Source organism: Nitrososphaera sp. (assembly GCF_036397675.1).
Taxonomy (GTDB): domain Archaea; phylum Thermoproteota; class Nitrososphaeria; order Nitrososphaerales; family Nitrososphaeraceae; genus Nitrososphaera.
Genome location: NZ_DASWIL010000016.1, coordinates 1 through 26,698 on the forward strand (window position 1 = coordinate 1; position 26,698 = coordinate 26,698).

A 26,698-nucleotide genomic window follows, 5' to 3' on the forward strand; every position below is an offset into this window, starting at 1 on the left:
TCCTTTGATTGACATTTACATTCCAAGGGCAAGTATCGTGAACGAGTCGGCCGCTTCTTGGCACTTGTCCAGCATGCCTTCGATACCTTCTACCGCGTCCTTGAACAAAAGAAGGTCCTTGGTGTCAGGTATGCCGCCAAGAGCCTTGATTATCATTGCGCGGTACTTGGCATCCACCTGGCGCTCCAGTTTCCGCACTTCCTGCACTTCCTGCACTTCCTGCGCAAGCTCTATCGCGGTTGCAGGGTATATCGAAAGCGCCCTGCCCATCTCGTTCAGTTTGAATATCACGTCCACGACCGTGCCCACCAGGTGCTCAAGGCCGCACCTTTCATGTTTGCTATACGAAACGCGATGCCGCTGATGTAGCCGGCGATGTCATCGATCAGGTACGCGGTCCTCAAAATGTCTTCGCGGTGCGCCATGAGGCCTCCTATCTCTGCGACTTCACGCGCGATGTTGCGGCGCAGGTTCTCCACCTCTTCTTCGGTGTTGCGCATCCGCTCAAGGCAGGCGTGCATGTCCTTGTCGTCGCCTCTGACTGGCGAGGTTGCCAGGGCGGAAAGGTCGCGGGAAGCGTTCAGTATCTTGCTGATTTCGTCCTGCAAAACTGCCAGGGCCTTTCTCTTTGCCTGGACTTCAAGTTCCCCGCTGTACATTTGCACACTGACAACTCCGGCTGGCTAATAATTCTTTTGATATCACCCTGTCACGCGACCGTCGAGCTGTCGCACAAGACTAGAACCCGCGCAGGGACTTTGGCTTTAGCATTTCGGGGTGCGACTTTAGCTTCCGTACAAGTTCCAGCATTTTTTCGCGGTCACCGGGCATCGTGCCCTTTATCGAATACATGTTTGACGCGTGGTTTACCCTGAAAACCACAGGCGTCCTAGGATCAAAGTCCCGGATCAGCATCTCCAGCTCTTCAAGAACCTGCATGTCATCGAGAAACACAAACGGCTCAGCATACTTGGACATGAACTCTTCATGCAGGCTCTGGTCGAGGTGCAGCGTAAGAGCGCCGACGTAATCGGGCGCAACCTCGCTCAGCACTTTGGTAGTGTCGGCGATGTGCTCCTTGCTGTATTTTTTGCCGCCAAGGCCGAGGATTATCATGCACGACAGGACATAGCCGTGCTTTCTGGCCTTGTTGCAGGCCTGGACTATTGATTTTCCGGTAGCGCCCTTGGTCACCTTTTTCAGGACGATGTCGTTGCCGCTTTCTATTCCTACGTAAAACATGTGCAGGCCCGCCTTGCGCAATTCCGCAAGCTCGGTGTCTGTCTTTTGCAGCAGGTTCTTTGGCATGGCGTAGCACGACACGCGCTCTATCTTGGAGAACTTTTGGTAAAGGTATTGCAATATCTGAACCAGCCTTTCTTTGGACAGGTTGAGCGCGTCGCCGTCGGCAAGGAATATCCTCTGCGTGTCCGGGTAAAGCCGGGCCATCAGGTCAATCTCGGCGCGAATCTCATCCAAGGACCTCTCGACGTACTCTTTTGTCCTGTACATGTCGCAGAACGAGCACTTGTTGAAGGACAGCCCAGGGTGACCTGGAAAATCATTGAATTTGCCTCTGACGGCGGCCTGTACAGAGGGTAGTCGTAGGTCAGCTCCATGCGTGCAAATAGGCCTTTCTAATAATTATGACTTTGCGGGTCAGCTCGTCGCGAGATCTTCATAGTTTTTGACTCAGTCTGGAGCAGCAAAACTCACCTCATCCCCGGCTCTTTTCGGCCAAGAGAGCGGTATTAACCTTTGCAGCAAGCCTCTTTTTCAGGCGCTTTACGCTCGACGACATGTCAAGCGTGGCCATTGCAGGGTAGGCAAGCGCGATAGCCACAAGGACTTTTCCTTGAGAACCTAGGCCGCAGCGGAATATCGAAATGCCCTCGCCGGGCTTGACGGCTTTGAGCGATGCCCGCTCAAGCGCGATGGTGCCGTAGAGCTCCTGCAGGCGCCTTTCAATCGCAGTCGCCGCTTCGGCTGCGGGGCAACCATGCATGACTGAAATGTAGCGCCTCTTTTCGCGCCTTTTGAGCGTCACACCGTCACCCTCCGTCCAAGCCGCGATTCCAGCCATCCTTCAAGCTCGGCCCAGTGCCTCGCAGGCCTCATGCCGCACTCCTCAAGCAGCGCGTCAAGGCACCTGCCGGACACCATGCTTGAGGGCGAAGTCGCGCCGCTCGATATCACAAGCTGGCAGCGGGCAAGTTTGCAGAGCCGGTAAAGCTCCTGCACCTGCGCAATCCACTTGGCCGCCGCCTTTCCATCCATAGCCCTTGCCTGCGAGACCTGCACCTCCAGGCCTGCGCCGGCCTGGACTCTTTTCTTTAGTTTTTCTCGGGCTTTGCCAAAATCCTGGACGATTGTAAGGTCTGCACGCGCTATGTCCTCGATCCTGTCAGAGACTACGAGATAGGGATATTTCACGGGCCGCATAGGTGCCTTGACGACCCTTCGGATTGCGTCTGGAAATTCGCCTATCGCCGCTATCTTGTCTATGCCAAGCTCCCTTGCAACCGCCGGCGCGTCAAAGCTGCCTCCGACGCAGAGATCTAGCCTAAAGACAGAAGCCCCCTATAAGCTTGGATGTTGCCCGACGGCCGATAGCGCCTCACCGGCCTAAACTTGACCCTGACGGTGTCGGCTTCGGCAAGCGACACCCTGCCCTGGCAGATCCTCTGCTTGTCAAGCCGCAGGTAAAGGTTACCCTTTTCGTCCGAGTAACCTTCAATGTGGTCGGCAAGTTCTTGCCTGTCGGCGCTGTTGAGCGACGACATAATCTTGGCGGCAAGCGCACCTGCGTCCCTGCTTGGGACCGTTGCTTTCAAAAGCACTATGTTGTTGCCAAAGTGGCCCTCTGCCGGCTCGCCGGAAAAGCTTGCGGCAGGCACAGCGAGTGCTTTTTCCAACGCTGCAAGTACCTTTTCTCTGTCCTCCGTCGCGTGCAGGACGACGTCTACTTCAGCGGCAGAGAATTTTAGCTCTTCAGGCATCGACAAAAAGAAGAAAGAGAGAGGGTCTAAAAAGTTATTGCGTGGCCGGCTCGGCCGCTGCCACTTCGACTGGCTTGGCCTCGGTCATGGCCCTTGATTCCGGCGTCGATATTAGCTTGGTCTTTTTGATGCCGATGTGGCGAATAGTGGCTATCTTGCGCGCTTCTTCGTATATCGCCGCGCCGATAAGGCTGTTACTCTCCCGGGGTATGCTGGCGGACTTGCTTCCCGTCACCTGCTGCACGAACTGCTCGACTGTCAGCTGCGGTATCTTCTCTGACAGCATCTTGTTTGCTATCATGCGTATCTCGTGCTTTTTGGAAGCGTTAATACGCCTCTGTGTAAATGTCACGAAAGCGACACGGAACTTGTAGCCGTCTTGCGTCGTATAGTCCTGCACAAAACTGACCATCGAGCTCCCGCGCCTGACGAGGCTCCTAAGAAATTCCTTGGCGTACTCGTGGCCCTTGAAGCGGGTGCTTGCTATGCCATCTGTCATGTTATCTATCTGTACATACACCTTTATCTGGTGCTGATCCATCGTCTGGTCCGGGTTGCCCTTCATCATGTCATGCAGAGTATTTTCAATGACCCTCCCCTTGGCCTGCTCGGCTTCGGTTACGGGAACGTAGTTAACGGATCCGGGCGGCTCAAATCCGGCCGGCTTGTTGACGATGACCCATTGCTTGTCTCGCCACTTGTCGCGGACGCGGCCTCCCTTCTTTGCTCCTTTGGCCATTATCTTTCACGCTTGTTATCCAGAATATATATTGTGCGTCAGTTTTTCGGCGTGATTTCCTTTATGCCGCTCATGTACGGCTGCAGGACGCGGGGGATCTCCACTGTGCCGACCGGCGTCTGGTAGTTTTCGATGATTGCAACAAGCGTGCGCTGGACGGCCACGAGCGTGCTGTTGAGCGTGTGCACAAGTTTCGTGTCCTCGTTTGTTTTATCGCGGAACCGTATGCCAAGGCGCCGGGCCTGGTAGTCAAGGCAATTTGAGCATGACACTAGCTCCCTGTACGCGCCCTGGCCGGGCATCCACGCCTCTATGTCGTAGGTCTTGGCAGATATCTTGCCCGTGTCGCCGGAACACAAAAGCATGACGCGGTGTGGTAACTCAAGCTGGTCAAGGAACCCCTGCGATATGGCAAGCATCCTCTCGTGCTCTTTGTCCGAGTCTTCGGGCCTACAATAGACAAACTGTTCGACTTTGTCAAACTGGTGCACGCGGAAAATCCCCTTCATGTCCTTTCCGTGCGCGCCCGCCTCCTTGCGGAAGCATGGGCTCATCCCGGCGTAGCGCAGCGGGAGTTTCTTGCCTTCGAGTATCTCGCCCATGTGCATGCCTGCTATGGCGTGCTCGGACGTGCCAATCATGTACAGGTCCTCGCCTTCCAGCTTGTAAATGACATCCTCAAAGTCGCCAAGTATGACCGCGCCTTCCATAGGTTCTCGGCGTATCATGAACGGCGGCTGCACGGGTGTATAGCCTTTTTGCGCAAGAAAGTCGAGTGCAAATGATGTCAGCGCGGCGTTCATCCGGACAAGCTCATTTTTCAGGAAAAAGAACCGGGCGCCGGAAACCTTGGCAGCCCTTTCCAAGTCGAGTAGGTCAAGCGCGGTAGCGATGTCGACGTGGTCCTTTGGGTTTTCCATTTCGCGGATCTTGCCAACAGTCTTTACGACAACATTGCTTGTTTCGTCCTTGCCCTCTGGAACAGAATCGTGGAGCAGGTTTGGGACAAGCATAGCAAGCCGCTTGAAACCATCTTCTACCGCCAAGCGATCTTGCTCTGCCTTTTCCATGCCGGCGCTCACCTGCTTCATTTCCGCAAGCTCAGAACTTGCGTCCTTGCCGGATTTTTTCTTGGCTGCTATCACTTCTGACAGTCTGTTTTTCTTTTGCCGCAGGTCCTGCGTTTCGACGATGAGCTCGCGCCTGCGCCTGTCGAGGCCGACAAGCTCGTCCAAGGGAAATTCCACGTTGCGTTTCTTTAGCATCTGGCGCACAGCGTCAGGGTTTTCCTTCAAGAGTTTTGGGTCGAGCACCACCCATCAACCGCCCTGCGCCATCACTTTCCGGGACACAGAGATGTGGTCGAGGATTTCGTCAAGAGTGCTCGCCGCGGCGGCCATCATTGACCGGCGGCTACCGATTGCAACGTACACGGTTCTTCCCCGCGAGAACATTGAAAGCGTCAAGCCTTCTGGCAAGTTAACATTGTCTGGTATTAATGCCTTCACGGCTGCCCTTGCCTGCAGCGCACTAGGAAACTGCACCTGCACTGCTATTTCCACTTCAAGACGCCGCAAATTTTTCGTCATTTACCGCAGCCTTTAGACACGAAAGGAATGGATCAAGAGAAGTGGCAGGTATCCGGCAGCCGGCCGCGGCGGCGTGGCCGCCCCCGGTCCCCTTGACAGACTCGGCGCAGTGGCGGATGACAAGCCCGAGGTTCGCCTTTGAGACGCAGCCGAGGCTCTTTCTCGAGGAGAACTTGTAGGTCCCATCCTGCGCAAGTGTCCTGGCGAACACCAGCCGTCCGGCAAGGGTCGGTGAGCCGCTCAAAAGCGACGAGACCGCACCCAGCATGTCCTGCGCGACCAGCCCGTCGCCATTGACGAACGCGCTCGTCCCGTCGTCTGTGACCCTCCACTTTTCAGAGAATATCGTGGAAATGTAATTGCGCAAAGTGGTCCGATATTGCACGCTTATCTCCTCGCCGGCCGTGAGCATGGCATTCCTGTCGCCCATGCATATCGCGACTCCGACTCCGGGCTTGCCTATCCTGCCGCACGCGTTGAGAAGCGTCGCAAACTCGCGGGCGTCGCGCAGCTGGCTGCGCTTGTCCTCGCCGGCAAGTGTGTAGACATATCCTATCAGGTCGTTGATTACGCCCGTTGAGGTCTTGTTCGCGGTGGCAACGAACTTGGCAATTGCGTCCAGGACGGCGCTTTTTTCTTCCTGCGAGAACTCTGCCGGAACCCGCCAGCGCCCGTTGTCCTTGAGCCTTATCCCGGCGTTCTTCAAGATCGCGTGGCAGTTGTCCCGGTTCCATGTCAAACCTTCTATGAACGGAAATGACGTGAACGCCAGCGCTTCGTGGAGCGGCCGGGTTTCCCTGCCTGTTAGCATGATGTCAAGGTCAACGTTGACAAGCCCCGCGGACTTGGCAATCTCCAGTATCTCGTTGTTCAATCCCATAAACGACCTCTTGTCACCCTGGTCCTGCCTATCTCCGACTGCTGAGACGACGGCTATGCACGAGAGGTCGCGGTTTTTCCTGTCAAGGGCGCTTGCAACCATGTATGCCATGCCGCCGGCCGGCACCTCTATGCCGCCGTCGATGCCAAACTTCCACGCGTTCATGACCTGGCCGGCGTCGTCTGTCAGCATCTCTTCTTCGGGTATCTGATGATGGTCGATGACGACCCACCTGTAGCCAAGGGTCTTGCGGAACTGAGCCGCCATCCCACCTCCCAGGTCTGTTATGACGTAAAACTCGTGGTCCTCTGCCTTCATCCTCTCGATGACTGCAGGGGTCATGTCCGAGACCGTGCGGACGGCGCATTTTGCCCCCATGCGCGCAAGGGCGGTCGCGATTATGCTCCCGGAAGTGATTCCGTCAGCGTCAAGATGTGTAACTACAGCTATCTCGCTCCCAGCTTCGACGACGGAGCGGATCTTGTCGCAAAACGGCTTTAGAGCAGAAATGAGCCGGGAGCTGTCGCCCATTTGCGCTCAAGTGCCTTACTCTAGCTGGGCGACGACAGCTGCGTATTTCCAGGTAGCAGGGATCTTGCCGTTGCTCTTGTAGTACCCGGCAAGCCGGTGGATTTTGGCCTCCACAAGTTCGAGCGAGCGTACGTTTCGGTGGTCGCTATTGTGGGCCTTCAGGTGCTTTTGCAATCCTGCGGCCTTGCGGACCAGCCGGTCAAGGTCCTCTGGCATCTCTGTCTTGATATTGTTGTCGGCCATAATCAGGGTGAGCTTTTTGCCCATTACAGGCTTTGCAAGAGGCACGCCATGCTCGTCTCTCAGCTTCAGCCCTATCTCGCTTGGGCCAAGTCCGTCCTTGGACATCTTGACCACAAGGGACGATATCTGATCAGGGCTCGTCGTCAGCCACGACGGAGGGGACTTTGAAGTGGGGCGGATAGAATGTGATTTACCATGAGTGTGAACGTGGGTTCGCGCCATACGCTTTTAAAATTCGGCCCATGCGTGTCTTAAATGTTACTTGGCAGTCCCGCATGTTACGCAAGGGAAAGTGCAATTCAGTGTGTTCACAAAGGTTAAATATTCGGATTAAAAATGGTAGGTAGTATGAATAAGCCGATCATAATGGCGATGGCCGTGTTGGCTGTATTCTTCTCTGCGACGGCTGTTTCAGTGCCAGTCTTGCCGGCCGCTCACGCACAGTATGGTGTGGGTGGAAGCCCGGTGGCAGGCGCAAGTCCGGAGCAGCTGCTAGAATGCGAACAGTACGACATCCCGAAGGCAAATTGCACGGAAAACGCCATTCTTGCAAAGAGAAGGCTGATTTACGCACAGGAGAACCCATCAACGGGCTCTGGTACATCAATGCTCTCGACCAATGCAGGTCAGACATGGGTGTTTATAGGCGTCCTGGCAGCAATCTTTGGTGGCGTGGCCGCAGCGTTCTTCTTCAAGGGCAGAGGCGCAACACCTCCAAGCTAGACATCCCCCACTTTTTCCTTTTTGTTTTTAATTTTTCGCAAGCTTGAGACGCGTCCATGTACTTTCTTCAGTATGCTTCGAGCGCACGATGACCAAAATGTATATATCTTTGAGCATCTTGGGATAATCTAATGAACTTCGGAAGTCTATTTGGGCAGATCGGTCCGAACTACGACCCACTGTTCTACGACGTCATGGTCTACATATTCGGAACCATGCTGTTCGCAGTGTTCCTGTTGGGCGTCATAGCCTTCTGGCTTAGGAGGAAGGGTCTTGGCGGTGGATCTGCGAAGGAAAAGTGGTCCCAAGAGCTCGAAAAGTACTTCGAGCGCGAGCAGATCGGCCTGATTCCAGACGAAAAGCACCACTGGTAAAATATCCCGGGGCCTCAAGCCCTTTTTATCTTATTTTCTTTCACTCTTGATATAAGATCTTACAACATTGACAACGTTTTCAATGCCGTCAGTGTTTTCAGCCATCTTGTTTAGCCGCAGTGTTTTTTCGCGGTAGGCAGGGTCGCCTAGCACCTGCTCAATCGCCCCGGAAATCTGCGCAGGTTTCAGCCCCTTTGGATTGAGCATCACGCCGATGCCAAGCTTCGCCGCGTTCCCGGAATTGCCGAGCTGCTCGCCGTGGTTTTCTATCGGTATCGTGACGACCGGTTTGCCGAACTGGATTGCCTGCGATAGAGCCGTGTGGCCGCCGCGCAGGACTATAAGGTCGCTTAGTGTGAATATTTCGTCCTTCACAGGACACCATTCGTAGTACCACGCCGACGGGCCCACCTTACAGGGCTCTGTGCTGCCGTTTGGCCTTCCTTCAGAGAAAACGAACTGCGCCTTGCCGTCAAGCTGCCCTGCTGACTCGAGCGCAAGCCTGACAAGCGGCATTCGGGTCTGTACCGGTCCGCTTATGTGCACAAACACTACGGGGCGCGACCTCTCAAAGCCAAGCGACCTTGCAACTTTGTCTACCTGCTCCTCGTTCACGTGCGGCTTGGGCGCGGTAAAGCCGATGTACTCTATTTTTTTCGCTGCCGCTCCCACACCCCACACGTTGTGCGCGGATATGGTATACGGCGGCGGAAGGTCCGGCACCAGTATCCTGTCTGCCATGTTCCACATCGAGCCCAAGAACTCTCCGGCCATCATTTCAAACAGCCGCGACACTGCGAGCTCGCGCAGGCGGGGAGAGAGCAAGAGCTTGACCTGGTTCAGGATGACAACTGACGGTATGCCCAGAAGCTTGGCAGCAAAGATAGGCGAAAGGCGCGAGTCTGAAACTATGACGTCGGGCCCGTACATGGTCATGTTGCGGGTCTCGGCGTTCACCTGTCTTGAAAAGTTGGCAAACCAGAGGGGGATGTTGGCTATGCTTTGCTTTATCGAAAAGCTGCCCTGCCCGCTCCACGCAAATTCAACCGGCGGGACCGTCCAGCATTCATAGCCCCGCATTGAGACGTAGCTTGCGGCTTCACCATACGACGAGAAACGGACCTGCACGTTTCCCTGATGCAGGTGGTCGGCAACCATTACGAGCCTGCTTGCGTGCCCGAGCCCTACGCCGTAGGGAGCAAGATAAGCCCTGCCCACATGACCCGCTAGATGGGCGGTGATATTATTTGTATTGTCCAAGCCTTGCCACCTCTCCTCCGGGCGAGTGTTCCTTGAACACCTCTGCCTGGAACCTGTAAAGCCTAGACGATGGGTCAAGCCACACGTCTGGCGGCGCGCCGGCCTTATAGCACAGGTTGACCAGGTATTCGTCAACGTCCCACCCAAGTTCAGCAGGCACCTGCGGCAAGAGCAGGCCCGTGCCGTGCTTCCACCGCAAGATCAGCCCGTCCTGTCCGATCCTGATGCCTTTCTTTGCAGGCATCTCTTCCGGCTCTGTCAGCACGCTCACCTCAAAGGTGATGCTTTCAAGTTCCTTGCGATCCACCGGCGGAAAGCGCGGGTCCTGCGTCGCCGCAGCTATCGCGGCTTCTACCACAGACTGGTAAAGCGCCTTGTAGGCCTGCGGGAAGCCTATGCATCCTCGCAGGTGCTCCTCGTTTCTTGTCAAGTAGTTCAGCGTCACAAAGACGCCAGACATGAGCCCGGCTTTTTCAGTTTTCAGCACGACCTGCTTTTCCAGGTAATGCTGCACTGCCAGGCGCGCAAGGCGCACCAGCTTCTGTCCTTCGGCGTCAGAAACCACGCCCAGTCTTGCATTTACGGACTAAAAAGCGCTGTGAATGCAAGACATATTAACTACAACCGGCCCAACTCTATCACATGATGAACTGCCCTTCGTGTGGAGCTATCATGGTCTGGCTCAACGGCTCGGTCCTGCACGACCCGCCCACGAGATTCTACCAGTGCCGACCGTGCGGCATAAAGGTAACCAAGTTTGCCGACGGCTCCGAGGAAACAGAGCAGGCAGAGCAAAAGGCAGCCCAGTGATTCTAGGCAAAGAATAATAACATTTGGCGCTCGCACTTGACCGGATGAAGCCCCGTTCCCTGAAAGAACAGCTTGAGGACAAGAATAAGATCATAGTTTTGCCCGGGGTGTTTGACGCGCTGAGCGCAAGGATTGCGGAGCAGGTCGGATTTGGAGCGATGTTCCAGACAGGCTACGGCTCGTCGGCCGCGCTCCTCGGCATGCCCGATTTCGGGTTCTTAAACGCCGGCGAGACGGTGGACAACGCAAGGCGCATAATAAGAGCCGTAAACGTCCCGGTGCTAGTTGACGCCGACACCGGATACGGCAACCCGCTCAACGTATGGAGGCTGGTGCGCGACTTGGAGTCGCTCGGTGCGAAAGGAATATTCCTTGAAGACCAGGTGTGGCCCAAAAGGTGTGGCCACATGGCCGGCAAGGACGTGATACCAAAAGACGACTACCTCCCAAAGCTAAAGGCGGCGCTTGAAGCCCGGCGCAGCAGGGACTTTGTCATTGTCGCCCGGACCGATGCCCGCGCACCCGCAGGGCTTGACGAGGCCATAGAGCGTGGCAAGGCGTACAGGAAGGCCGGCGCGGACGTAATATTTGTAGAGGCGCCAATGACTGTAGCCGAGCTGAAAAAGGTCGCTGACGAGATAAACGCGCCCTTGGTGGCGAACATGATCGAAGACGGCGTGACTCCAAACCTGCCCGCAAAGGAGCTTCTAAGGCTCGGCTACCGCGTCGCGGTCTTTCCGCTTTCAGGGCTTTACAGCGCCACCTACGCCATGCGCGAGGTGTTTGAGGAACTAAAGAAGACTGGTGCCACCAGAAAGACGCGCAGGATGATGGTCACATTCAAAGACTTTAACAAGTTTGTCGACCTGCAAAAGTATATGGGACTGGAGAAGAGGTACGGCTAGTTGGCCAGAAAGGCGGATGCGCAAACTGCGTTGCTGAAGGAGATACTTGTAGAGCTCAGGAGGCTCAATGCAAACCTCGAACGGCGCGCGACCCCGCCTGAAATGCCGCCAAAAGAATCGGAGCACGACGAATCTGAAGACATGGACGAGTTTGAATAGCCTACAACGCGTTTACCAGTCGGTTCATCTTGTCCAGGCTCACTTCAAAGCCGAACCTGCTTTCTTCCTTTTTCATGTGCCTGTACATACTCATGAGCAAGTTCGCGTGCCTTATGGTGGACAGCTTGCCGTCCATCTTTAGCCTGACTATGCGGTAGACGTCGTCGTAGTAGCTGAAGTAAGAGAGCACGCGCTTGCGGTATTTCTTGAAGTCAAACTTTTCGTCGCCAAGCGACTCGAGGAAAAAGTCGCAGCAGATGAGCGACGGGATGATGCCCTCACCCAGCATAGGGAAAACGCAGCCTATCGACTCGCCGACGCCAACGACGTTTCCGTCAAAGAAAGGCTCCATCCTCTTTGGAGGGGCGAGCCTTATCGGCCTGCCGATCTTTTTAACCGACTTTGCTTCAGGGTGCCTTTCAAAGAACTCCTTGATGCCACGGTACTTTTTCAGGACGTCGCCAGCCCCCATGTACCCCTTGCCATCTCCAAGCGGAAAGTACCAGAAATAGCCTTTGGCGCCCGCGTAGCCGATGGTGTAAAACTCGTCCTCGCCCTTGACCTTTTCAAGTAGGTATTCGTAGGCAGGAATGATAAAGTCGTCCTTTGATTTTGGCAAAAGCGTGCGGTGGAGTCCGGTGCAGTCAAGCACCAGATCGTAGTCATCAAGTGGGAACGTTTCCCTAGTGACCTTGGCGCCGTACTTTATCTCAAGCCCTTTCATCAAGTCGTGCTCCCACCTGCGCTTGTCGTAGGTGACCAGCCCCTTCAGGTCGAGGTGCTCGACCTTGTCGTTTGGCAGGTCCATCCGGAGCCTCTTGCCCACGTGCAGGACATAATCGTCAAAGACAAGGCCTGCCTTCTTCGAGAACTTGTCAAGCATGTGCTTCGACGCGCCCCACGCGCAGACGGGCCAGTGTTCTTCAGGCCTCGATGCCTCGAATACCTCGACATCGTGGCCCCGCGCTTGCAGCATGCTGCCAAGGTAACTGCCGGCGACGCCCGCTCCGGCGATAGCAAACCTCAATGCTGTAGAGGGCGCCCGGTTTACTTATAATCCTTGTCGCTTTCGTAGCGCTCCACTACACGATAGCGGACGTATTTGTCATCAGGCGAGTACTTGGGTGGGTGTGGGTCCTGCGTCGGCTTACCGCACTTAGGGCACACTTGCTTGAGCGTGTATGCGCCGCAGGCAATGCACTTGCGTATAAGGTGCTTCATGCCTAACTCTGGTGCGTTTTCTTGGACTCTTCGCGGGCAAAATTGAACGCGCCGTGCTGCTTTTCTATCGCCAGACGGACTTTTTCCACCGCGTTGTTCATCGACTTTTCCGCGACCTTGAAATTCTCTGCAGTGACAACTATCCTGTAGCGCGGGGCGCCGATATACGTGACTTCGGTCTTGGCGCTGCCCTTGCCACTCTCGACTCCGGCAAGAGTCGTCTTTATTATCTCGATGCCGTCGGGCTTTCTTGAAGATATCTCCATCACACCCCTCACCTCGACCTGGGGCACCTGTATCTTGTTGCTCTCCTCCTCCATCGCCTTTTTCAGATCGTCTGACAGTTCAAACTTATCGAGCACTTCGGGCCCCTTGCGGGCCACTTCCTCAAAAACATCGTAAACGTAATCGTATTTTGCAAGTATCTTTTCTTCGACTTCTGATACCTGCGCGTCGGTCATCTTCAGCCGCGCCTTGATGAAGTCCATAAAGGCCTGGGCCTTCTCGTTCTTCTTGACTTCTATGAGCTTTGACTTGCGCTCCTCGCCGGATACCTGCTTGAGCGAGCAGTCGACCTCGCCCCTTGCCTTGTTGACGCGGATTACCTTGAGGACCGCCTTTTGCTTTGGCCTGACGTAGCGCTCGATGTTCCGTATCCAGCCGGTCGCTATCTCTGATATGTGCAGAAAGCCGGTCATGCTGTTGTACTCGTCAAGCACCACATACGCGCCATGACCCGTCACCTCTCTGACGGTTGCAATGACTATCTCGCCTTCTTCCGGAAGGCGCGAGACTTGAGCAGACATGCGTAAAATAGGGCCGCGAGCACACCATACTTTAAGGTTGCCCTAAAAGTCGATGCCTTTCTTCGCCTTGATGCCGGACTGGTACGGGTGCTTTATCTCTCGCATCTCAGTGACAAGGTCTGCAGCTTGCAGCACGCTTTCGGGCGCGTAGTTGCCCGTGAGAACAAGTGTGGTTTTCTGCGGCCTTGATGTGATGAGGTCTAAAACGTCCTGATCTGACAGCAGGTTCAGCTTCACCGCGTAGTTTATCTCGTCAAGTATCAAAACGTCGTAGGCGCCCGACACAAGTTTTTCACGCGCAACCGCAAGCGCCTGCTTTGCGGCCTGCTGGTGGTCCTCCAGCGGGTGGTCGTCGTCTATTATCCCGACAAAGCCCTTGCCTGCGGCTATCATCTCAAACTCGGGCTCGAGCCTCTTTGAGCTTGTCAGCTCGCCGTAGTACCATTCGCCCTTGATGAACTGGATCATGCCCACCCTGTATCCATGCCCCACCGCCCTGAGCACTATGCCAAGCGCCGCTGTGGTCTTGCCCTTGCCCTTGCCCGTATAAACAATGACGAGGCCCCTGTCTGACGGCACCGGCAATCCTAGCTCACGTGAGGATAAAAAGCAATCTACGACAAGTCTAGCAAAATCATAGAGAATCCGGCTACGCAGGATATTAAAGCAAAAAGCGGTTTTCGGGCGGCGTATGATGCTGGAAAAGGTTGACTCCGAGGTTGCAGAGGAGACGAACGTCTGGAAGATGTGCCCCGTCTACGACGCGCTGATGACAGGCGACTCGGTCTTTCGCACGTCCTGCAACAAGAAGTTCCGAGACATTAGGTTAATAACAAATCGCAGCGCAACACCGGCCCGTGTCAGTGCCTAGGATCGTGGTCGCAGGCGCGACGAGCGGGGTCGGCAAGACTACCGTCGCCGTCGCCATAATGCATGCTCTGAAAAAGCGCGGCCACAAGGTCCAGCCGTTCAAGGTCGGCCCGGACTTTATCGACCCCTCGTACCACACATTTGTCACTGGCAGGCAGTCGCGCAACCTCGACGCGTGGCTAATGGGTGGCAAGGGCGTAGTCGAGTCGTTCCAGAGCGCGTGCAGGGACGCCGACGTTGCCGTAATAGAGGGTGTAATGGGGCTCTTTGATGGTATGTCTGGCAAGGACGACTTTGCAAGCACGGCGCACGTGGCCAGGTTGCTTGGCGCGCCCGTCATCTTGGTGGTTGACGCGGCCAAGGCCGCGAGGTCCATAGCGGCAGTGGCGCTTGGATTCATGCACTTTGACAGGCGGCTCAAGATAGCAGGCATCATAGCGAACAACGTTGCAAGCGACAGGCACGTCGGCTATGTCGCAGATGCCCTGTCTGAAAAGGTCAAGGCGCCTGTGCTCGGCATCGTACGTCGCAGCCCGGTGGCCAAGATAGAGGAGCGCCACCTAGGTCTCGTGCCTGCACAGGAGCTTGCAGAGAAAAGGCGCAGAGAAATAGTCGGGGCTGCCAAGTACGTGCAGGACTACATCGACATAGGCATGGTCCTCGAGCTGTGCGGCAAAAGCCGGTTGCCAAAGGCTCCGGTACAAAAGCAAGCGACCAAAATAGCTAAAATAGCAGTGGCACTTGATGAGTCGTTCAACTTTTACTATGCAGACAACCTAGACGCGCTCCAGCTAAAGGGCGCGGAGCTGGTGTTTTTCAGCCCCGTGAGCGACGAGAAACTGCCGGGCAACGTTGACGGCATCATCCTTGGCGGCGGATTTCCCGAAGTGCTTGCAGACAGGCTAGAGAAGAACAGGCGGATGATAAGGTCGGTGGCAAAAGCAGTAGAGGGAGGTATGCCGGTTTACGGGGAGTGCGGAGGGCTCATGTACCTCACCAGGTCGATAAGCGGCTACAAAGGCGAGAAGCGTGCAAGAAAGATGGCAGGGCTCGTCGACGCAGACACGGTCATGACCTCGAGGCTCACACTCAACTACACCGAGGCTGACTGTGACGGCCCGTTGCTTGGCAGGGCGCACCTCAGGGGGCACGAGTTCCACTACTCTTCCATCGAAAACATCGCCGGCGACAGCAGGTTCGCATATTCCCTGAACAAGGGCAAGGGCGTCGTCGGCGGCAGGGACGGCTTTTGTATAGGTGATAGCAGCCTTGCGGCCTACATGCACCTGCACTTTGCGTCAGGCAGGCTTGCAGAAAGGCTGGTGCGCTCGTGCGCCCGTCACGCGCGGCGCTGACTCGGGTACAGCAGGAGGATGGCGTTTACTATCGACGACGCGGCTGGGCTCCCGCCCTTTCTGCCAACGTTCGTGATGAAAGGTACGTCCGTCCTTGCAAGCTCCTCTTTTGACTCGGGTGCCGAGACGAACCCGACCGGTACTCCCACCACGAGCGCAGGGCGGGCAGCGCCTTCTTTTGTCATGCTGATGACTTCGTAAAGCGCGGTGGGGGCGTTGCCGATGACGACGATGCCACCGTCTATTTCCCGGGCGGCATGCCTCATTGCCATCTCCGATCGGGTCTTGCCCAGCCTCCGGGCCTCCTCTGCCACCTTTGTGTCGGAAATGTAGCAGGCAGTCTTTAGGCCAAGGTCTGCAAGCGACTTCTTGTTGATGGCCGCGGCCACCATGTCCACGTCGGTCACTATTGTGCACCCCTTCTTTATCGCAGAAAACGCGGACTCGATTGCGCGCTCGTGGAACAGCATCTTGCCTCTGCCGGCAAAGTCAAAGTCTGCCGTTGCGTGTATCACCCTGCGCACAATGGGCCACTGCATTGCGTCATAGTTGTGCTTGCCCACTTCGGCATCGATTATTTCAAAACTCCTCTTTTCGATGTCAAACGCCCTCTCTGTCATGCTCCGGCCGGCTGCCGTCCCAAAACTTCCATCCAGAAAGCGGTTCTCGACCTCCTTTGCCCGCTCGACTATGAGGTTGACTAGCCTGTCGTCGACTCCGAAATGATGCGCCATGTGCGCGTTTGAAAACCGCGTTTTTTCAAGCGCAGTCCTTACGTCGTTTACAACGTCGCGCTTGATGTGAGCCCCCTTGTGCAGGAAATACGGCATCATGAGCAAGACGCGCGGGCTCTTGGAGACTGCCTGCGCCACGCCCTGCTCGATGTTCGGGCTGTCAAGCTCGAGAAAGCAGTGGTGCACGTTTCGATAGCGCGATCTTATCGCGTCGGCGGTGTGGACAAACGCATCGTGCGCGTTGCGGTCGCTGCTTCCGTGTCCTATCAGGAGCACGTCGCACTCGCCGTCTGCAAGCGTGATGTTTTTTTCCTTCTTCATCTCTGAAATGCGGTCGGCGACAAGCGACGGCATCATTGGGTGGTAGCTGAGGGGCCGCGTTATCGCTATCTTCAGGTTCCGGTCCTTGCTTATCCTGGCGCTCTGCCTCACCGTGTCCTTGAGCTTCATGCCTGGATACAGGAAATAAGGCATGACCGTTATCACGTCAGCGCCAGAGTCTGTGCAAGACATGATGCCTTCTTCGATAAATGGCGGCAGTACTTCAAGGAAACAGTAGCAGGCATAGTCGTAGCCGGCCCTGCGCTTTGCAAGCGCGCATATTTCTTCAAGCTCTTGCCTGACCTCGGGCTCCCTGCTTCCCCTGTCGACTATCAGAAGCGCGCGCTTCAATCCGACATCAAGAGTCACCGGGGATAAGATATCCCTATCGATAGCTTAAGTACGGATTAAGGAATCACACGGAATAAACGTTAGGAATTATTTATGTTGATAGTCAGTTTTTAGGGCTGAAGGGGTGAAAGACCTTCTATTCCCGCTCTTCTAATCTTCCGCTAAGCGATTCCTTGAAATCTTGCTCAAAGAACATGAGTGAATTGCCCCAAATGATTACATGCGCATCTCCTTTGAATACGAATGTGGAGAGGGTGTTAGGATCTCTACTCTTCTGCATCTCTACGCGCCCTTCTCAACGAAGGCACTGTAATTGAATGATGTTATTTGTTAGTTTAAAGTCCCCAAATATTTCTCGGCCGTCTGCCGATTCCCACATACTGTTCGTGGTGAGATCCGGCACTAAGATAAATGAATGGACGAATGTTCATGGTGTTGCCCTGCACCCTCATAGAGTATCCTGGAGAGGAGTACGAGTAATCGCTATTTAGGCTTCCGGAAAGTTTTAAATACAAAAAGGAGGGTGTCAGTGGGGCATTGGATTAGCTATACACTCCTACCTAATCTGCCTACTCGGCTTCTATTGGTTCTAAAAGATGCCCTGAAGCGGCCGAAAGATGATTTTCAGGCGATATTCACCAAGGTTGTCTGAATTATTGTTTTGTAGATTACGGGCGCGGTATTCCCGCGGTTATCATATCAAGCGAGGCCATAGATCTACCTACAGATATGACAAGAACGCAAGACGTACTCCAACTGTCTGGAATTTCAGCGATTGCAGCCCTGGCGGCAATAGCTGCACTTTCAGCCATCATGCCAACCGCGATTACAGGTCACCTAGCCTACGCCGCCCAGCCAAACAATCAGGCTTGCCTCGGAGATGATTTCTCAGGGTATGCCCAAGGAGGATCACTCTTTGGAGATTTCATTAGCTTTCTAGCTTCAGAAACACAAGGCGTCGGCAACGAAATCCAAGCACACCTGGCTGGATTGGTACCTGACCCGGTAATTCCGAACAGCTGCAACGACTGATTCAAGTCAGCAGCTACCCTTTCCTTTTTTTCTTTTTTCTGATTATTACACAGCGGCCCCAGCTGCTAGATGCCATGTTTGAACTTGTCTAGAAGTCATCTCATAAACACCTCCTAAGCAGAATCACTATGCGTCCAAGCTGGACAAAGCCCAGAAAGTTATTTGCATGGTACTCGTAGCGTACTATAATGCGACGGAAATTCTGCAGCCAGGCAAACAGCCGTTCTATCTTCCAGTGATGCTTGTAGCGACGCAACGGCCGTCCACTTAGAACACCCTGTCCACTCTTAGCGGCTTTTCAGGCATCGCCTGCCGCTGCTGCCCGGATTTCTTCTCACCGCGGAGGCCGGATCATGTAACCGAAAGGCTGCGTCACGCTATTGCCAGCCTCGGCGAGCAATTCAATGTACCTTCTTGCGTCGTAGTCTGTATCATCGTCAATCAGATCGACCGGTACTGCCCTCTTCTTGGAGTTCTTCCTGTAATAATCGGTAATAACATACTGCAACACCTGGCCTGCGCACATAGGCTTGCCTTCATCCCGCAGCTGATAGATGGCTCCGGCCTCCGCGGTATTTACGGAGTAGGCACTAGAGTCTTTCGATAGCATCTTGGTAAAGAGGAGTTCCGTCAACGGCACCGACCCTTCTTCCAGTTGTTGTTTGTATCCTTTAAAGACTTCTTGCACTATGGGCATCACGTCCTTGACTTCTTTGACGGTATCGCCTCTAGCCATCACTTGCAAAACCTCGCTCTGGAACCTGGAGAAAAGAGGGGGTGTGTCATGCCGCCGCGTCTCGATGCCCCTATCCTTTATCACGTTGCCGTCTTCAAACACTCCGAAGTATCGGTTCACGACAGGAATCAGAGAGTTCCTCTTTGATGCTAGGAACACTGTCCACTTGTAGACGCCTTCAAACGAAATGTCATAGCCTGTAGCTTGCTCTATAGGCTCTTTTAGTTTCGCGTAATCTTCTCTGGTAGCTCCGTCGCGCTTTGTCCATAGGCTGTCGACTATGCCGTGCAGGTTTTGAAATTCCTTGCATTCAACGACGTTCCTTCCGGTTCTGAGCACTTCCCTGTCAATTGCACATACGACAATGTGCGAATCTATCAATCCAAACTTGCTGTTTGCGTGCCCCAGATAGCCAAAGCTCACTACGCCGAGCCACTTTAGCGCGTTCTGCCTTGCATCGTAAATGTCACGCAGGAGTTTGTCGGTAACAGTCTTTTTGAGGTGCTTGTACTTTGCCCTCTGGCTCAGGGGGAGTTCCAGAGACTGCGACACTATCCCTCTCCTCTTTTCGCACATGTGGTATCCTAGCTCTTCTACAACATTCTTTGAATCAGGGCAGCAGTCGCAGTTCACGGTCTCCCCGGAGACGTTCCTCTTCATCATGATTGACGGATACAGGCTGACAAAGTCGAACTCGGCAACGTTTTCATGCACCCCCACCACAGGCTCAAAGATTAGGCCGCCCCTGTCTGCGCGGAAGAGTTCATGGTAGGACTTCCATTTTTCCAGGTTTGCCGGCTTCCAGGGCATGAGCAGGTCCCGCTTGAAGGCGTGGTAGAACTGCAGGCTGGTCAGGCAGCGCCCTATGGTGGCCCTGGAGCACGTCTGGAGTGGGATTCTGCATATCCTTGCTATCTCAAAGAGCCCCTGCAGGGCGGAGTTGTCCAGGATGAACGAGTTTTGCGTGTCAATATGTATCCGCCCGTAAAGCATGACGGTAGAAGGGCGGTAGTGCACGCGGCCATAGCTGAAGTAGGTTATGCCACCTTTAGGCGGTTCAGCAACCAGGATTTTCTCCCTACTAAGCGTCAGCTTCACATTGTTAGTTAGAGCGCGATTGACGAGGTAAGGGAAGACAAATTCGTCGCCACCTGTCGAAAAGACAAAGTCAGGGTCTATTCTTGCTACTTCATCAATGAATTCACGCAGAAGGTCAGCCTCAGACTGTCCCTGAATCGTTAGTGTTTCATTGCCGATCTTTATTCTGATGGCGTCTATCCTGTCACTGAAGTGGGGCAGCCGGCCTTCCTGCTTCACCGAGACATCTATGCTCGCTCTCTTGAAATCTGGAAGGGCATAATCGGTCGTCGCCAGGTCGTCGTCAATTTCCCAGACCAGCCTTCCGTTTTGCTGTGAAACACAGCACCGGGCAAGTGGAAAGAGATCGTGTTCGTAGAAGTACGCCTGCGGTGGCAGGATGTCGACGTTGTAGAGCCTGAACCCGTCAAAGTGGACGTCTTCTATCGTACTGCCAAGTGTTATCGCTTTGGTCGAGTCTGCTAGGGTCAGCCTTAGAACCTCGCTTTTTTGACGGTCTGGTATTCTTTCATATCGCTGCACAAAGCTGTGTTCCTTTACGTAGTGCCGGACGGCCTCATTCCTGGCCAAATCCTGTAGGGCCCTCCGGCTAGCGCCAGCGACATAGATAGAATGGGTCCATCTGTCCTCCAGTCTGACTGATTCTCCGCTCTCGGTCTTTATCCAGAATACCATCCTGTCATTTGACGGATAGGCATCGAATAGCCAGCCTGAAACAGTCAAGAGCTATTTCTTTCCTTTGAGACTTGCCACTTCTTGTTTCAGATCCTCGATGATCATGTGCTGCTTCAAAACAAGCGTCACCAGCGCCGCTTCTTCCGGGAAAGGTTCGCCCTTGGCATTAATGGCTTCCACGAATTCGTACAAAAAGCTGAACAGTTCGTCAAACCGTTTTCTCTTTTCGCCGCTGAGTGTGTCTGCATACCCCTTGTATGATAGAATAATCTGCCTCACTATGTCGTCATCCGGGTTCAGCGTCATTACTCTGGCCGCTCCTTCAGTCCCAGCTCTTGAGCTAAATCGATCAGCTCTAGGAAGTGATGAAAAAGAATCGTTGCGACAATGACGTAAATCCTGACCGGCTTGATGGCACTGGAGCAGGCCGAAATATACAATCTGACCGCTGCAAACATTTCATCAAAGGCTTTTCTCTCCTTTTTGCCAAGATATCTGCGATATTCCTTCCACTCTGCTTCTTCCTGAGCCAGAGCCAAACGGAATGACGGCACTGTCCTCCCCAAAGTTAGCACCAGCTATGCGACGACGGACGGCCGCGCCTGCTCGGATATCCAGTGGCACGAGTAGCACAATCCACACTTGATGCAGACGTGAGGAGTCCTCTTGTTGCAGTCCTTGCATTCTTTGTATTGGCTGGTGGCCTGAGCTAGGAATGAATGTCCGCGGCGCATGGGGCGATTAAGCCACAGGCTCTAGATAAGGCCAAGCTCACCTCGAGGGGAGGGGGGAGTCCCCTGAAGGTGTCTCACGGATTAATAGGAAACACAATCCAACATGTGAAGTCATGCAGCGGTTTGAACCTCTATCACAGTACTTATGCTCAAATTGCGGCTCCATCCTTAAGGAGACCGACGCTCAGATCGATGCTTCGTCAATCGTTGAAGACTGCCCGGAATGCGGGACAAGCTTGCGCAGCTGCCTGACGAGGCGGCAGCCGACTGCAATACGGGAACGGGCACTTCCTCCACTAAAGCTCCAGACGGCATACGACCTGACGAGATTCAGGCTAGACATTGAAAAGCTAAGTCCGTTGCTGTCGCTGGCCACGACAGGCTCGCTCTGCATCAGCGGCTACAGGTCCAACCTCCTGCTGACAAGATTGTGCGTCAGGGCGCTTTTGCCAACAAATCACGGCGGACTGGACTCGCCCTACGTGGTGATAGTCGATGCAGGCAACAAGTCTGACTTTTACCAGACTGTCGACTTTATCAGGCAGTACGGCCTGAACATCAGGAAAGCGCTTGACAGGATAATCGTCAGCCGAACGTTTACGATATACCAGCTGCGGAGCCTATTGAGAGAGCTGCCAAAAGTCGCCCAGAGATATCAGGCCAGGGCCGTCGTAATACCCGGCCTGCTGGACCTGTTTGACGACCCTAACATAAAGAGAAAGGAAGCTGAACGCGTCGTTGGAAGGATAAGCAAGTCAATAGCTGAAATCTCGAACAGGCTGCTTGTTATCACGTCACTGCAGGATGGTAAATACACAGGTCTGGTGACGCCCAGTTTCAGGCAGCGGATAGAGATGAGAAAAGCCAGATATGGCAGGGTGAGCGCCGAACTTTACAACCAGCGCGAGAGGAATCATGTTTCTCTGACTGAGGACGAGTTGAAAAGCATCCCCGAGAAATAAGAACGCGGTTTGATTGCAGCATAAAGCCAGTCGCGTCTGCCCGACGGCATTGTCTCCTCATTAAGATGAGAGGATCGTGTATTTTACCGTTTATTTTCTAAACTCTCATCGAGGATAGAAGGAGGGATTAAACATCCTTAACGTTTTACCCTGCACACTGCAACCGTCAGGTTCGGCGTGAACTTGACCTTCTGCACTATCAGTTCGCCCTTTGAGCTGAGCAGAGACGCAGCTTCCGACACGCTTGCAGTGCCCTCGAACTTTTGCACCGCCTCAGACGGGTTTGGCACCTCGACCTTTGCAAGCTCAGCCTTTTCAAAAATCTCGACTAAAAGCTTGTGATTTTGCGCAAACTCGTCAAGCCCTTTCACCCTTGCCCCCCTGTTGACGCTTGCTACGTTGCGTATGCTTGCAAGGGCCAGGCCATTGTCTTCGAATACTTTGACAACGCCTGACTCGATGGTGACGCTGTTGGTGTCAAAGTGCAGTCCTACGCCCACTACAAGCGTCTTTGGCCGATAAATGACAGACTTGCTAATTACGGCGGTGTCTGTTACTGCTCTGTCCGTTATCACTAGGCCGGCCTTGAAGTCGGGCGACTTGACTTCTTCAAGGCTGCTGACTATTGTCACATTCTTTGGAAGCGGCGCATGCCACCACTCTTTCTCTCCCGCGTCCTGAAATACTGCAACCTTTTCCTCGTTTACCATGAACGCGCTGGTCTTTGTGACGTTCTCAAAGTTCTCGACAGTCCACCCGTGCTCCCTGCCTACAAGGTCGACTGCAATGGTCTCGTTCACGTCGGCTGCGGTGGTTATCACCGGCCTTGCGCCAAGTATCGAGGCGAGGAGCCGGGAAAGGGCGTTTGCACCTCCCAAGTGCCCCGACAGCGCGCTGATGACGTGGTTTGCCCTGTCGTCTATTACGACGACTGCAGGGTCGCTCTTCTTGTCTACCAGGTGCGGGGCGACCATCCGTATCACTGCCCCTAGCGAAAATATGCAGACAAGCGCGTCATGTGTCTTGAACAAGGTGCTGACAAGCTGAGTGCTCTGGTCTGAAAACCAGCTGATATCATTTCCGCCGTCGTTGTGCTTTGCGGGAACGTATATCTCGACTTCTGGCATCTTTTCCTTTATCCTGCGCGCGATTTCGATGCCGTGCTTTGTGATGGCCACGACAGCCGTTCGGGTCAACGCCGACTGTTACAGGTGCTGGGGATTAATATCTTGCTCACGGGTGGCGTGCAAGCACCTTGCCCTCAAATTCGAACATGATGACTTCGATCTCAAGCTGGCCCTTTGCGTGCTCGTGCATCTGCTCGTGGACCTTCTTGCACAGCAGGCTGTAAAAGCCCGAGATATTGTTCTTGGCAACTATCTCGCCGACGTGTCGAGCGGTGTTTGCCTTCCGTATCTCTGTCAGGACGCCTGCGCCGGCCCCACATTTTTCTGCAAGCTTTGCCATGAACTCCATGTCGACGTGCGAGCCCCGCACATGGGTCTGCTTGACTCCCATCGCCATTTTCGTCAGCTTGCCGATAAACCCCGCAATCACCACCCTGCGCATCTTTTTTGCCGCGGCTTGCCTTACAGAATAGCCTGCAAAGTCGCCCATCTGCACAAAGCAGTGCTCAGGAAGAGTGAACAGCGTCTTTGCAAAATCCTCGCTCCGGCCCCCCGTCGTAAGGATTGCAGTGTCCGCGCCGGCGGCAATGGCGACGTCAAGGCTCTGCCTTATCGCGGCGGCAAACGACGCGGTTGAATATGGAAGCACGATGCCAGTTGTGCCAAGGATTGAGATGCCGCCAATTATCCCTAGACGCGGGTTGTCCGTTTTTTTGGCAAGCTCCTCGCCCTTTGGAACGGAAATGACAACGTCAACTCCACGCGTCTTCAGCTGCTCGCCGACAACTTGTTCCACCGCCTGTTTCAACATCGCCATCGGAGTGGGGTTTATCGCCGCCTTGCCGACTTCAAGCCCGAGCCCGGGCTTGGTCACCCTGCCAACGCCCTGTCCCCCCTCAATGTTCACCGCGCCGGCATTATTGTTGAAAGATACTGTAGAGCAGATTTCTGCTTCGTGCGTCACGTCCGGGTCGTCGCCCCCGTCCTTTATCGCCGCGCAGGTGACCCTGCCGTTTTCAGCCCGGGTCCATGCCACCTTGAGCGCGGCCGTCTTGTCTCTTGGCAGCGAGACCTGCACTTCACTGACCGGCTCGTTCAAGAGGGCGTAAAGGGCGGCCTTCGTGGCCGCGGTTGCAGTTGTGCCCGTGGAGTAGCCTGTCCTGAGTGCGCCTTTCCTCATCTTTTCCTCCACCTCTGCAGGCAGCACTTGCTCCTGCTCTGCAAGCGACAGGTCGTCGTCTGACATCAGAAGAGCACCGTGCCTCCGTCAACCACTATTGTGTTGCCAGTAGCAAAGGAAAAGTCGTCGGTGGCAAGACCCGCTATTGTGCGGGCGACTTCTTGGGGCTTACCCCACCTCTTCATGGCGCTTTCCTGCGTCGCGGCCTTTATTGCCCTTGCAGTCATGGAATTGAACGTGGCGTCGGTGGCAATGTTGCCAAGCGCAAGGACGTAAGCCCGGACGTTGTCCTTCCCATACTCTAGCGCCGCGTGTTTTGTCATTGCTACAATACCGGCCTTGGCAATCGAGTAGGGCGCACCTTCGGTGTAGCCCGCAATCGCCGGCGTGGACGAGATGCTGATGACGACACCTTTGCCACTTTTTACCATCAACGGCAGGACGGCTTTTGTAATCCTGAACGTTCCTTCCAGGTCGACTGCAAGCACGGCGCCGAGCTCCTCGTCGCTCACCCTGTGCATCTTCTTGTACCATATCTTGGGGTCAAACGGGTAGCCGGCGTTGTTGACAAGGATGTCTATCCTGCCGTGATCTGCAACGACTTTTTTCACAAAACTTGACACGCTCTTTGCGCTCGTGACATCAAGGCTTGCAGGGTGTGCCTTTTTCCCAATGCGCCTTGCCGCCTTTTCCGCGGTTGCGATGTCTCTAGAGCACACGACGACGGTGGCATTCCTTGCAGCGAGCTCTCTGGCTGTCGCAAAGCCTATCCCCCTCGTGGCCCCGGTAACGACCACTACTCTGCCTTTCAGCAAACAGTAATGGTAGAACCTGCGTATTATTTTATGTTGCAGCTACTTCAGGAGAGACGTCTTGTCGGTCCGCTCCCACGTAAAGCCAGGCCCTTCCCTGCCAAAGTGGCCGTACGCAGCGGTTGGCTTGTAGATAGGGCGCTTCAAGTCGAGCGTCTTAATGATGCCTGCAGGCTTCATGTCAAAGACCTTGCGCACCTTGGCCTCTATCTCTTCCTCGCTTTCCTTGCCGGTGCCAAACGTGTCAACCATTATTGAGACGGGCTCTGCGACTCCGATAGCGTAGGCCACCTGGACCTCGCACTTGTCCGCAAGGCCGGCAGCCACAATGTTCTTGGCAACGTACCGCGCCATGTAGCACGCGGAGCGGTCCACCTTTGACGGGTCCTTGCCCGAAAACGCACCTCCGCCGTGCCTACCCATGCCGCCGTACGTGTCAGCGATTATCTTTCTACCGGTGAGGCCGGTGTCGCCGGGCGGGCCGCCTATTACGAACCTGCCAGTCGGATTGACGAGGAACTTGGTCTTGTCGTCGATCCACTCGCCGCAGACGGGCCTGATCACCTTGCTTATCACTTCTTCTCGCAGATGCTCCATGCCTATGTCAGGAGAGTGCTGCGTCGAAATAACAACAGTGGCGATGCGCTGTGGCACACCGTCCTCGTAAACTACGGAAACCTGCGACTTGCCGTCTGGCCGCAGCCAGCCAAGCTCCTTGCTTTTCCTTGCGCTTGCCAGCTTCATTGAAAGCTGGTGCGCCATCGTTATTGGAAGCGGCATAAATTGTGGCGTTTCATTTGTGGCGTAACCAAACATCAGCCCCTGGTCGCCTGCGCCCTGCTCCTTGTTATCGGTCGCAGTCACACCCATCGAGATGTCCGGGCTCTGCTCGTGCAGTGCTGCAAGCACCGAGCACGAGTCGCAGTCAAATCCAAGCTTGGGATCGTCGTATCCAATTTCTCGGATGGTGCCGCGCACCAGTTTCTGCACATCCGTGTGTCCCTTTGATGTGACCTCGCCGGCCACAAACACGATGCCGGTTGTAGTCATCGACTCGGCCGCGACCCTCGAGTCTGGGTCCTGTCTCAGAAACTCATCTAAAATGGAATCGGAGATCTGGTCGCAGATCTTGTCTGGGTGACCCTCCGTCACACTTTCAGAGGTAAACAGCCAGCGTTTGACCATTTGTCAGCAAGTCACCCGTTAGATGTCTTTTTCCAGCTTGATAAAGAGCACGTTGTTCCCGCGGATTACGACCTTGCCGTAGTTTGCCATGACGTCGCTTCCGTTGAATTCTTCGGCGTCTGTAAGTATGAGATTCATGTAAGAATCAACATTGTTCATCTTGCCCTTGTACTCTATCTCGCTCTTTAGCCTGACTGCGACCTTGCGATTTATCGAGCGCTGTAGAATCGAGAGCGGGCGTTTTGATTGCTGCGAAGACGGCGAAGACACTAGTTAATCACTTTGCA

34 protein-coding genes and 1 pseudogene are annotated in these 26,698 nt (G+C 54.6%); 8 read left to right on the plus strand and 27 right to left on the minus strand.

What is annotated here, in order from left to right; translation table 11 throughout:
* Nucleotides 1-15: 15 nt before the first annotated feature.
* From VGA14_RS02805 to VGA14_RS02855, 11 genes are all read right to left on the minus strand, one after another.
* Complete coding sequence (locus VGA14_RS02805) at nt 16-309, minus strand: hypothetical protein (RefSeq protein WP_331002224.1); 294 nt, start codon at nt 307-309, stop codon at nt 16-18.
* Nucleotides 288-659, minus strand: coding sequence for a DUF47 family protein (locus VGA14_RS02810; RefSeq protein ID WP_331002225.1), 372 nt, complete (start codon nt 657-659; stop codon nt 288-290). Before VGA14_RS02810 ends, VGA14_RS02805 begins: the two co-directional genes overlap by 22 nt.
* 79 nt (nt 660-738) lie before the next feature.
* Nucleotides 739-1,512, minus strand: coding sequence for a radical SAM protein (locus tag VGA14_RS02815; protein ID WP_331002226.1), 774 nt, complete (start codon nt 1,510-1,512; stop codon nt 739-741).
* 205 nt (nt 1,513-1,717) lie between these two features.
* Nucleotides 1,718-2,047 carry a hypothetical protein gene (locus VGA14_RS02820; RefSeq protein ID WP_331002227.1) on the minus strand — a complete coding sequence of 110 codons (330 nt, stop codon included), beginning with the start codon at nt 2,045-2,047 and terminating at the stop codon, nt 1,718-1,720.
* Complete coding sequence (locus VGA14_RS02825) at nt 2,044-2,433, minus strand: hypothetical protein (protein WP_331002228.1); 390 nt, start codon at nt 2,431-2,433, stop codon at nt 2,044-2,046. Before VGA14_RS02825 ends, VGA14_RS02820 begins: the two co-directional genes overlap by 4 nt.
* 125 nt (nt 2,434-2,558) lie before the next feature.
* Nucleotides 2,559-2,999, minus strand: coding sequence for an RNA-binding domain-containing protein (locus tag VGA14_RS02830; protein WP_331002229.1), 441 nt, complete (start codon nt 2,997-2,999; stop codon nt 2,559-2,561).
* Nucleotides 3,000-3,033: 34 nt separating this feature from the next.
* Complete coding sequence (locus tag VGA14_RS02835; RefSeq protein ID WP_331002230.1) at nt 3,034-3,738, minus strand: 30S ribosomal protein S3ae; 705 nt, start codon at nt 3,736-3,738, stop codon at nt 3,034-3,036.
* Between the two features lie 38 nt (nt 3,739-3,776).
* Nucleotides 3,777-5,051 (minus strand): serine--tRNA ligase, encoded by a 1,275-nt coding sequence (serS, locus tag VGA14_RS02840; protein ID WP_349257129.1) that lies wholly within the window; start codon nt 5,049-5,051, stop codon nt 3,777-3,779.
* A 6-nt stretch (nt 5,052-5,057) separates the two neighbouring features.
* Entirely contained in the window at nt 5,058-5,327 is a 270-nt protein-coding gene (locus VGA14_RS02845) for a KEOPS complex subunit Pcc1 (RefSeq protein ID WP_331002232.1), read from the minus strand.
* Nucleotides 5,302-6,738 (minus strand): DHH family phosphoesterase, encoded by a 1,437-nt coding sequence (locus tag VGA14_RS02850; RefSeq protein ID WP_331002233.1) that lies wholly within the window; start codon nt 6,736-6,738, stop codon nt 5,302-5,304. Before VGA14_RS02850 ends, VGA14_RS02845 begins: the two co-directional genes overlap by 26 nt.
* Nucleotides 6,739-6,753: 15 nt before the next feature.
* Nucleotides 6,754-7,203, minus strand: coding sequence for a 30S ribosomal protein S15 (locus VGA14_RS02855; protein ID WP_331002234.1), 450 nt, complete (start codon nt 7,201-7,203; stop codon nt 6,754-6,756).
* A gap of 126 nt (nt 7,204-7,329) precedes the next feature.
* Between VGA14_RS02855 and VGA14_RS02860 the strand changes: the two genes are divergently transcribed.
* Together VGA14_RS02860 and VGA14_RS02865 are read left to right on the plus strand one after the other, a co-directional pair.
* Complete coding sequence (locus VGA14_RS02860; protein WP_331002235.1) at nt 7,330-7,704, plus strand: hypothetical protein; 375 nt, start codon at nt 7,330-7,332, stop codon at nt 7,702-7,704.
* A 131-nt stretch (nt 7,705-7,835) separates the two neighbouring features.
* Nucleotides 7,836-8,078 carry a hypothetical protein gene (locus VGA14_RS02865; protein WP_331002236.1) on the plus strand — a complete coding sequence of 81 codons (243 nt, stop codon included), beginning with the start codon at nt 7,836-7,838 and terminating at the stop codon, nt 8,076-8,078.
* 30 nt (nt 8,079-8,108) lie between these two features.
* On the opposite strand, the gene VGA14_RS02870 is transcribed toward VGA14_RS02865, so the two are convergent.
* On the minus strand, nt 8,109-9,296 hold the full coding sequence (locus VGA14_RS02870) for a glycosyltransferase (protein WP_331002237.1): 1,188 nt from the start codon (nt 9,294-9,296) through the stop codon (nt 8,109-8,111).
* Between the two features lie 25 nt (nt 9,297-9,321).
* A complete protein-coding gene (locus tag VGA14_RS02875) occupies nt 9,322-9,903 on the minus strand; it encodes a TIGR00296 family protein (protein WP_331002238.1) in 582 nt (193 codons plus the stop codon).
* Nucleotides 9,904-9,980: 77 nt separating this feature from the next.
* Here VGA14_RS02875 and VGA14_RS02880 point away from each other — a divergent pair, with 77 nt between their 5' ends.
* From VGA14_RS02880 to VGA14_RS02890, 3 genes are read left to right on the plus strand one after another with little or no spacing between them, the layout of a single operon-like run.
* A complete protein-coding gene (locus tag VGA14_RS02880; RefSeq protein ID WP_331002239.1) occupies nt 9,981-10,148 on the plus strand; it encodes a hypothetical protein in 168 nt (55 codons plus the stop codon).
* A gap of 44 nt (nt 10,149-10,192) precedes the next feature.
* Nucleotides 10,193-11,053, plus strand: coding sequence for an isocitrate lyase/PEP mutase family protein (locus VGA14_RS02885; RefSeq protein ID WP_331002240.1), 861 nt, complete (start codon nt 10,193-10,195; stop codon nt 11,051-11,053).
* On the plus strand, nt 11,054-11,212 hold the full coding sequence (locus VGA14_RS02890) for a hypothetical protein (RefSeq protein ID WP_331002241.1): 159 nt from the start codon (nt 11,054-11,056) through the stop codon (nt 11,210-11,212).
* A 1-nt stretch (nt 11,213) separates the two neighbouring features.
* On the opposite strand, the gene VGA14_RS02895 is transcribed toward VGA14_RS02890, so the two are convergent.
* From VGA14_RS02895 to cobO, 4 genes are read right to left on the minus strand one after another with little or no spacing between them, the layout of a single operon-like run.
* Nucleotides 11,214-12,239, minus strand: a complete 1,026-nt coding sequence (locus VGA14_RS02895) for an NAD(P)/FAD-dependent oxidoreductase (protein ID WP_331002242.1) — start codon at nt 12,237-12,239, stop codon at nt 11,214-11,216.
* A gap of 20 nt (nt 12,240-12,259) precedes the next feature.
* Entirely contained in the window at nt 12,260-12,433 is a 174-nt protein-coding gene (locus VGA14_RS02900; protein ID WP_331002243.1) for an RNA-protein complex protein Nop10, read from the minus strand.
* A 2-nt stretch (nt 12,434-12,435) separates the two neighbouring features.
* Nucleotides 12,436-13,239, minus strand: coding sequence for a translation initiation factor IF-2 subunit alpha (locus VGA14_RS02905; protein WP_331002244.1), 804 nt, complete (start codon nt 13,237-13,239; stop codon nt 12,436-12,438).
* A 42-nt stretch (nt 13,240-13,281) separates the two neighbouring features.
* Nucleotides 13,282-13,824: a cob(I)yrinic acid a,c-diamide adenosyltransferase gene (gene cobO, locus VGA14_RS02910; RefSeq protein WP_349257128.1), complete on the minus strand. Its 543-nt coding sequence runs from the start codon at nt 13,822-13,824 to the stop codon at nt 13,282-13,284.
* Between the two features lie 106 nt (nt 13,825-13,930).
* Between cobO and VGA14_RS02915 the strand changes: the two genes are divergently transcribed.
* Both VGA14_RS02915 and VGA14_RS02920 read left to right on the plus strand, forming a co-directional pair.
* Nucleotides 13,931-14,110 carry a hypothetical protein gene (locus tag VGA14_RS02915; RefSeq protein WP_331002246.1) on the plus strand — a complete coding sequence of 60 codons (180 nt, stop codon included), beginning with the start codon at nt 13,931-13,933 and terminating at the stop codon, nt 14,108-14,110.
* The gene (locus VGA14_RS02920) at nt 14,097-15,464 is read left to right on the plus strand and encodes a cobyrinate a,c-diamide synthase (RefSeq protein WP_331002247.1); all 1,368 of its coding nucleotides are present in this window, start codon (nt 14,097-14,099) and stop codon (nt 15,462-15,464) included. Before VGA14_RS02915 ends, VGA14_RS02920 begins: the two co-directional genes overlap by 14 nt.
* Here the strand turns inward: VGA14_RS02920 and VGA14_RS02925 are convergent.
* From VGA14_RS02925 to VGA14_RS02945, 5 genes and pseudogenes are all read right to left on the minus strand, one after another.
* Entirely contained in the window at nt 15,449-16,888 is a 1,440-nt protein-coding gene (locus tag VGA14_RS02925) for a precorrin-8X methylmutase (protein WP_331002248.1), read from the minus strand. The two genes, VGA14_RS02920 and VGA14_RS02925, sit on opposite strands and share 16 nt — an antisense overlap.
* 1,114 nt (nt 16,889-18,002) lie before the next feature.
* A pseudogene (locus tag VGA14_RS02930) lies at nt 18,003-18,167 on the minus strand (transposase); the annotation flags it as partial.
* A 69-nt stretch (nt 18,168-18,236) separates the two neighbouring features.
* On the minus strand, nt 18,237-20,306 hold the full coding sequence (locus VGA14_RS02935; protein WP_331002249.1) for a DNA polymerase domain-containing protein: 2,070 nt from the start codon (nt 20,304-20,306) through the stop codon (nt 18,237-18,239).
* A 156-nt stretch (nt 20,307-20,462) separates the two neighbouring features.
* The gene (locus VGA14_RS02940) at nt 20,463-20,717 is read right to left on the minus strand and encodes a hypothetical protein (protein WP_331002250.1); all 255 of its coding nucleotides are present in this window, start codon (nt 20,715-20,717) and stop codon (nt 20,463-20,465) included.
* The gene (locus VGA14_RS02945) at nt 20,717-20,950 is read right to left on the minus strand and encodes a hypothetical protein (RefSeq protein ID WP_331002251.1); all 234 of its coding nucleotides are present in this window, start codon (nt 20,948-20,950) and stop codon (nt 20,717-20,719) included. Before VGA14_RS02945 ends, VGA14_RS02940 begins: the two co-directional genes overlap by 1 nt.
* Nucleotides 20,951-21,258: 308 nt before the next feature.
* Between VGA14_RS02945 and VGA14_RS02950 the strand changes: the two genes are divergently transcribed.
* Nucleotides 21,259-22,107 (plus strand): hypothetical protein, encoded by an 849-nt coding sequence (locus VGA14_RS02950; protein ID WP_331002252.1) that lies wholly within the window; start codon nt 21,259-21,261, stop codon nt 22,105-22,107.
* Nucleotides 22,108-22,244: 137 nt separating this feature from the next.
* On the opposite strand, the gene VGA14_RS02955 is transcribed toward VGA14_RS02950, so the two are convergent.
* The 5 genes from VGA14_RS02955 to VGA14_RS02975 are packed head-to-tail and all read right to left on the minus strand — an operon-like array spanning nt 22,245 to nt 26,681.
* Nucleotides 22,245-23,303 carry a cobalt-precorrin 5A hydrolase gene (locus VGA14_RS02955; protein WP_331002253.1) on the minus strand — a complete coding sequence of 353 codons (1,059 nt, stop codon included), beginning with the start codon at nt 23,301-23,303 and terminating at the stop codon, nt 22,245-22,247.
* A 37-nt stretch (nt 23,304-23,340) separates the two neighbouring features.
* Complete coding sequence (locus VGA14_RS02960; protein ID WP_331002254.1) at nt 23,341-24,480, minus strand: cobalt-precorrin-5B (C(1))-methyltransferase; 1,140 nt, start codon at nt 24,478-24,480, stop codon at nt 23,341-23,343.
* Nucleotides 24,480-25,229 (minus strand): SDR family NAD(P)-dependent oxidoreductase, encoded by a 750-nt coding sequence (locus VGA14_RS02965; RefSeq protein ID WP_331002255.1) that lies wholly within the window; start codon nt 25,227-25,229, stop codon nt 24,480-24,482. The genes VGA14_RS02960 and VGA14_RS02965 overlap by 1 nt, the downstream gene beginning before the upstream one ends.
* A gap of 39 nt (nt 25,230-25,268) precedes the next feature.
* The gene (gene metK / locus VGA14_RS02970; RefSeq protein WP_331002256.1) at nt 25,269-26,411 is read right to left on the minus strand and encodes a methionine adenosyltransferase; all 1,143 of its coding nucleotides are present in this window, start codon (nt 26,409-26,411) and stop codon (nt 25,269-25,271) included.
* An 18-nt stretch (nt 26,412-26,429) separates the two neighbouring features.
* Nucleotides 26,430-26,681, minus strand: a complete 252-nt coding sequence (locus VGA14_RS02975) for a U6 snRNA-associated Sm-like protein LSm6 (RefSeq protein ID WP_331002257.1) — start codon at nt 26,679-26,681, stop codon at nt 26,430-26,432.
* Between the last annotated feature and the right edge of the window lie 17 nt (nt 26,682-26,698).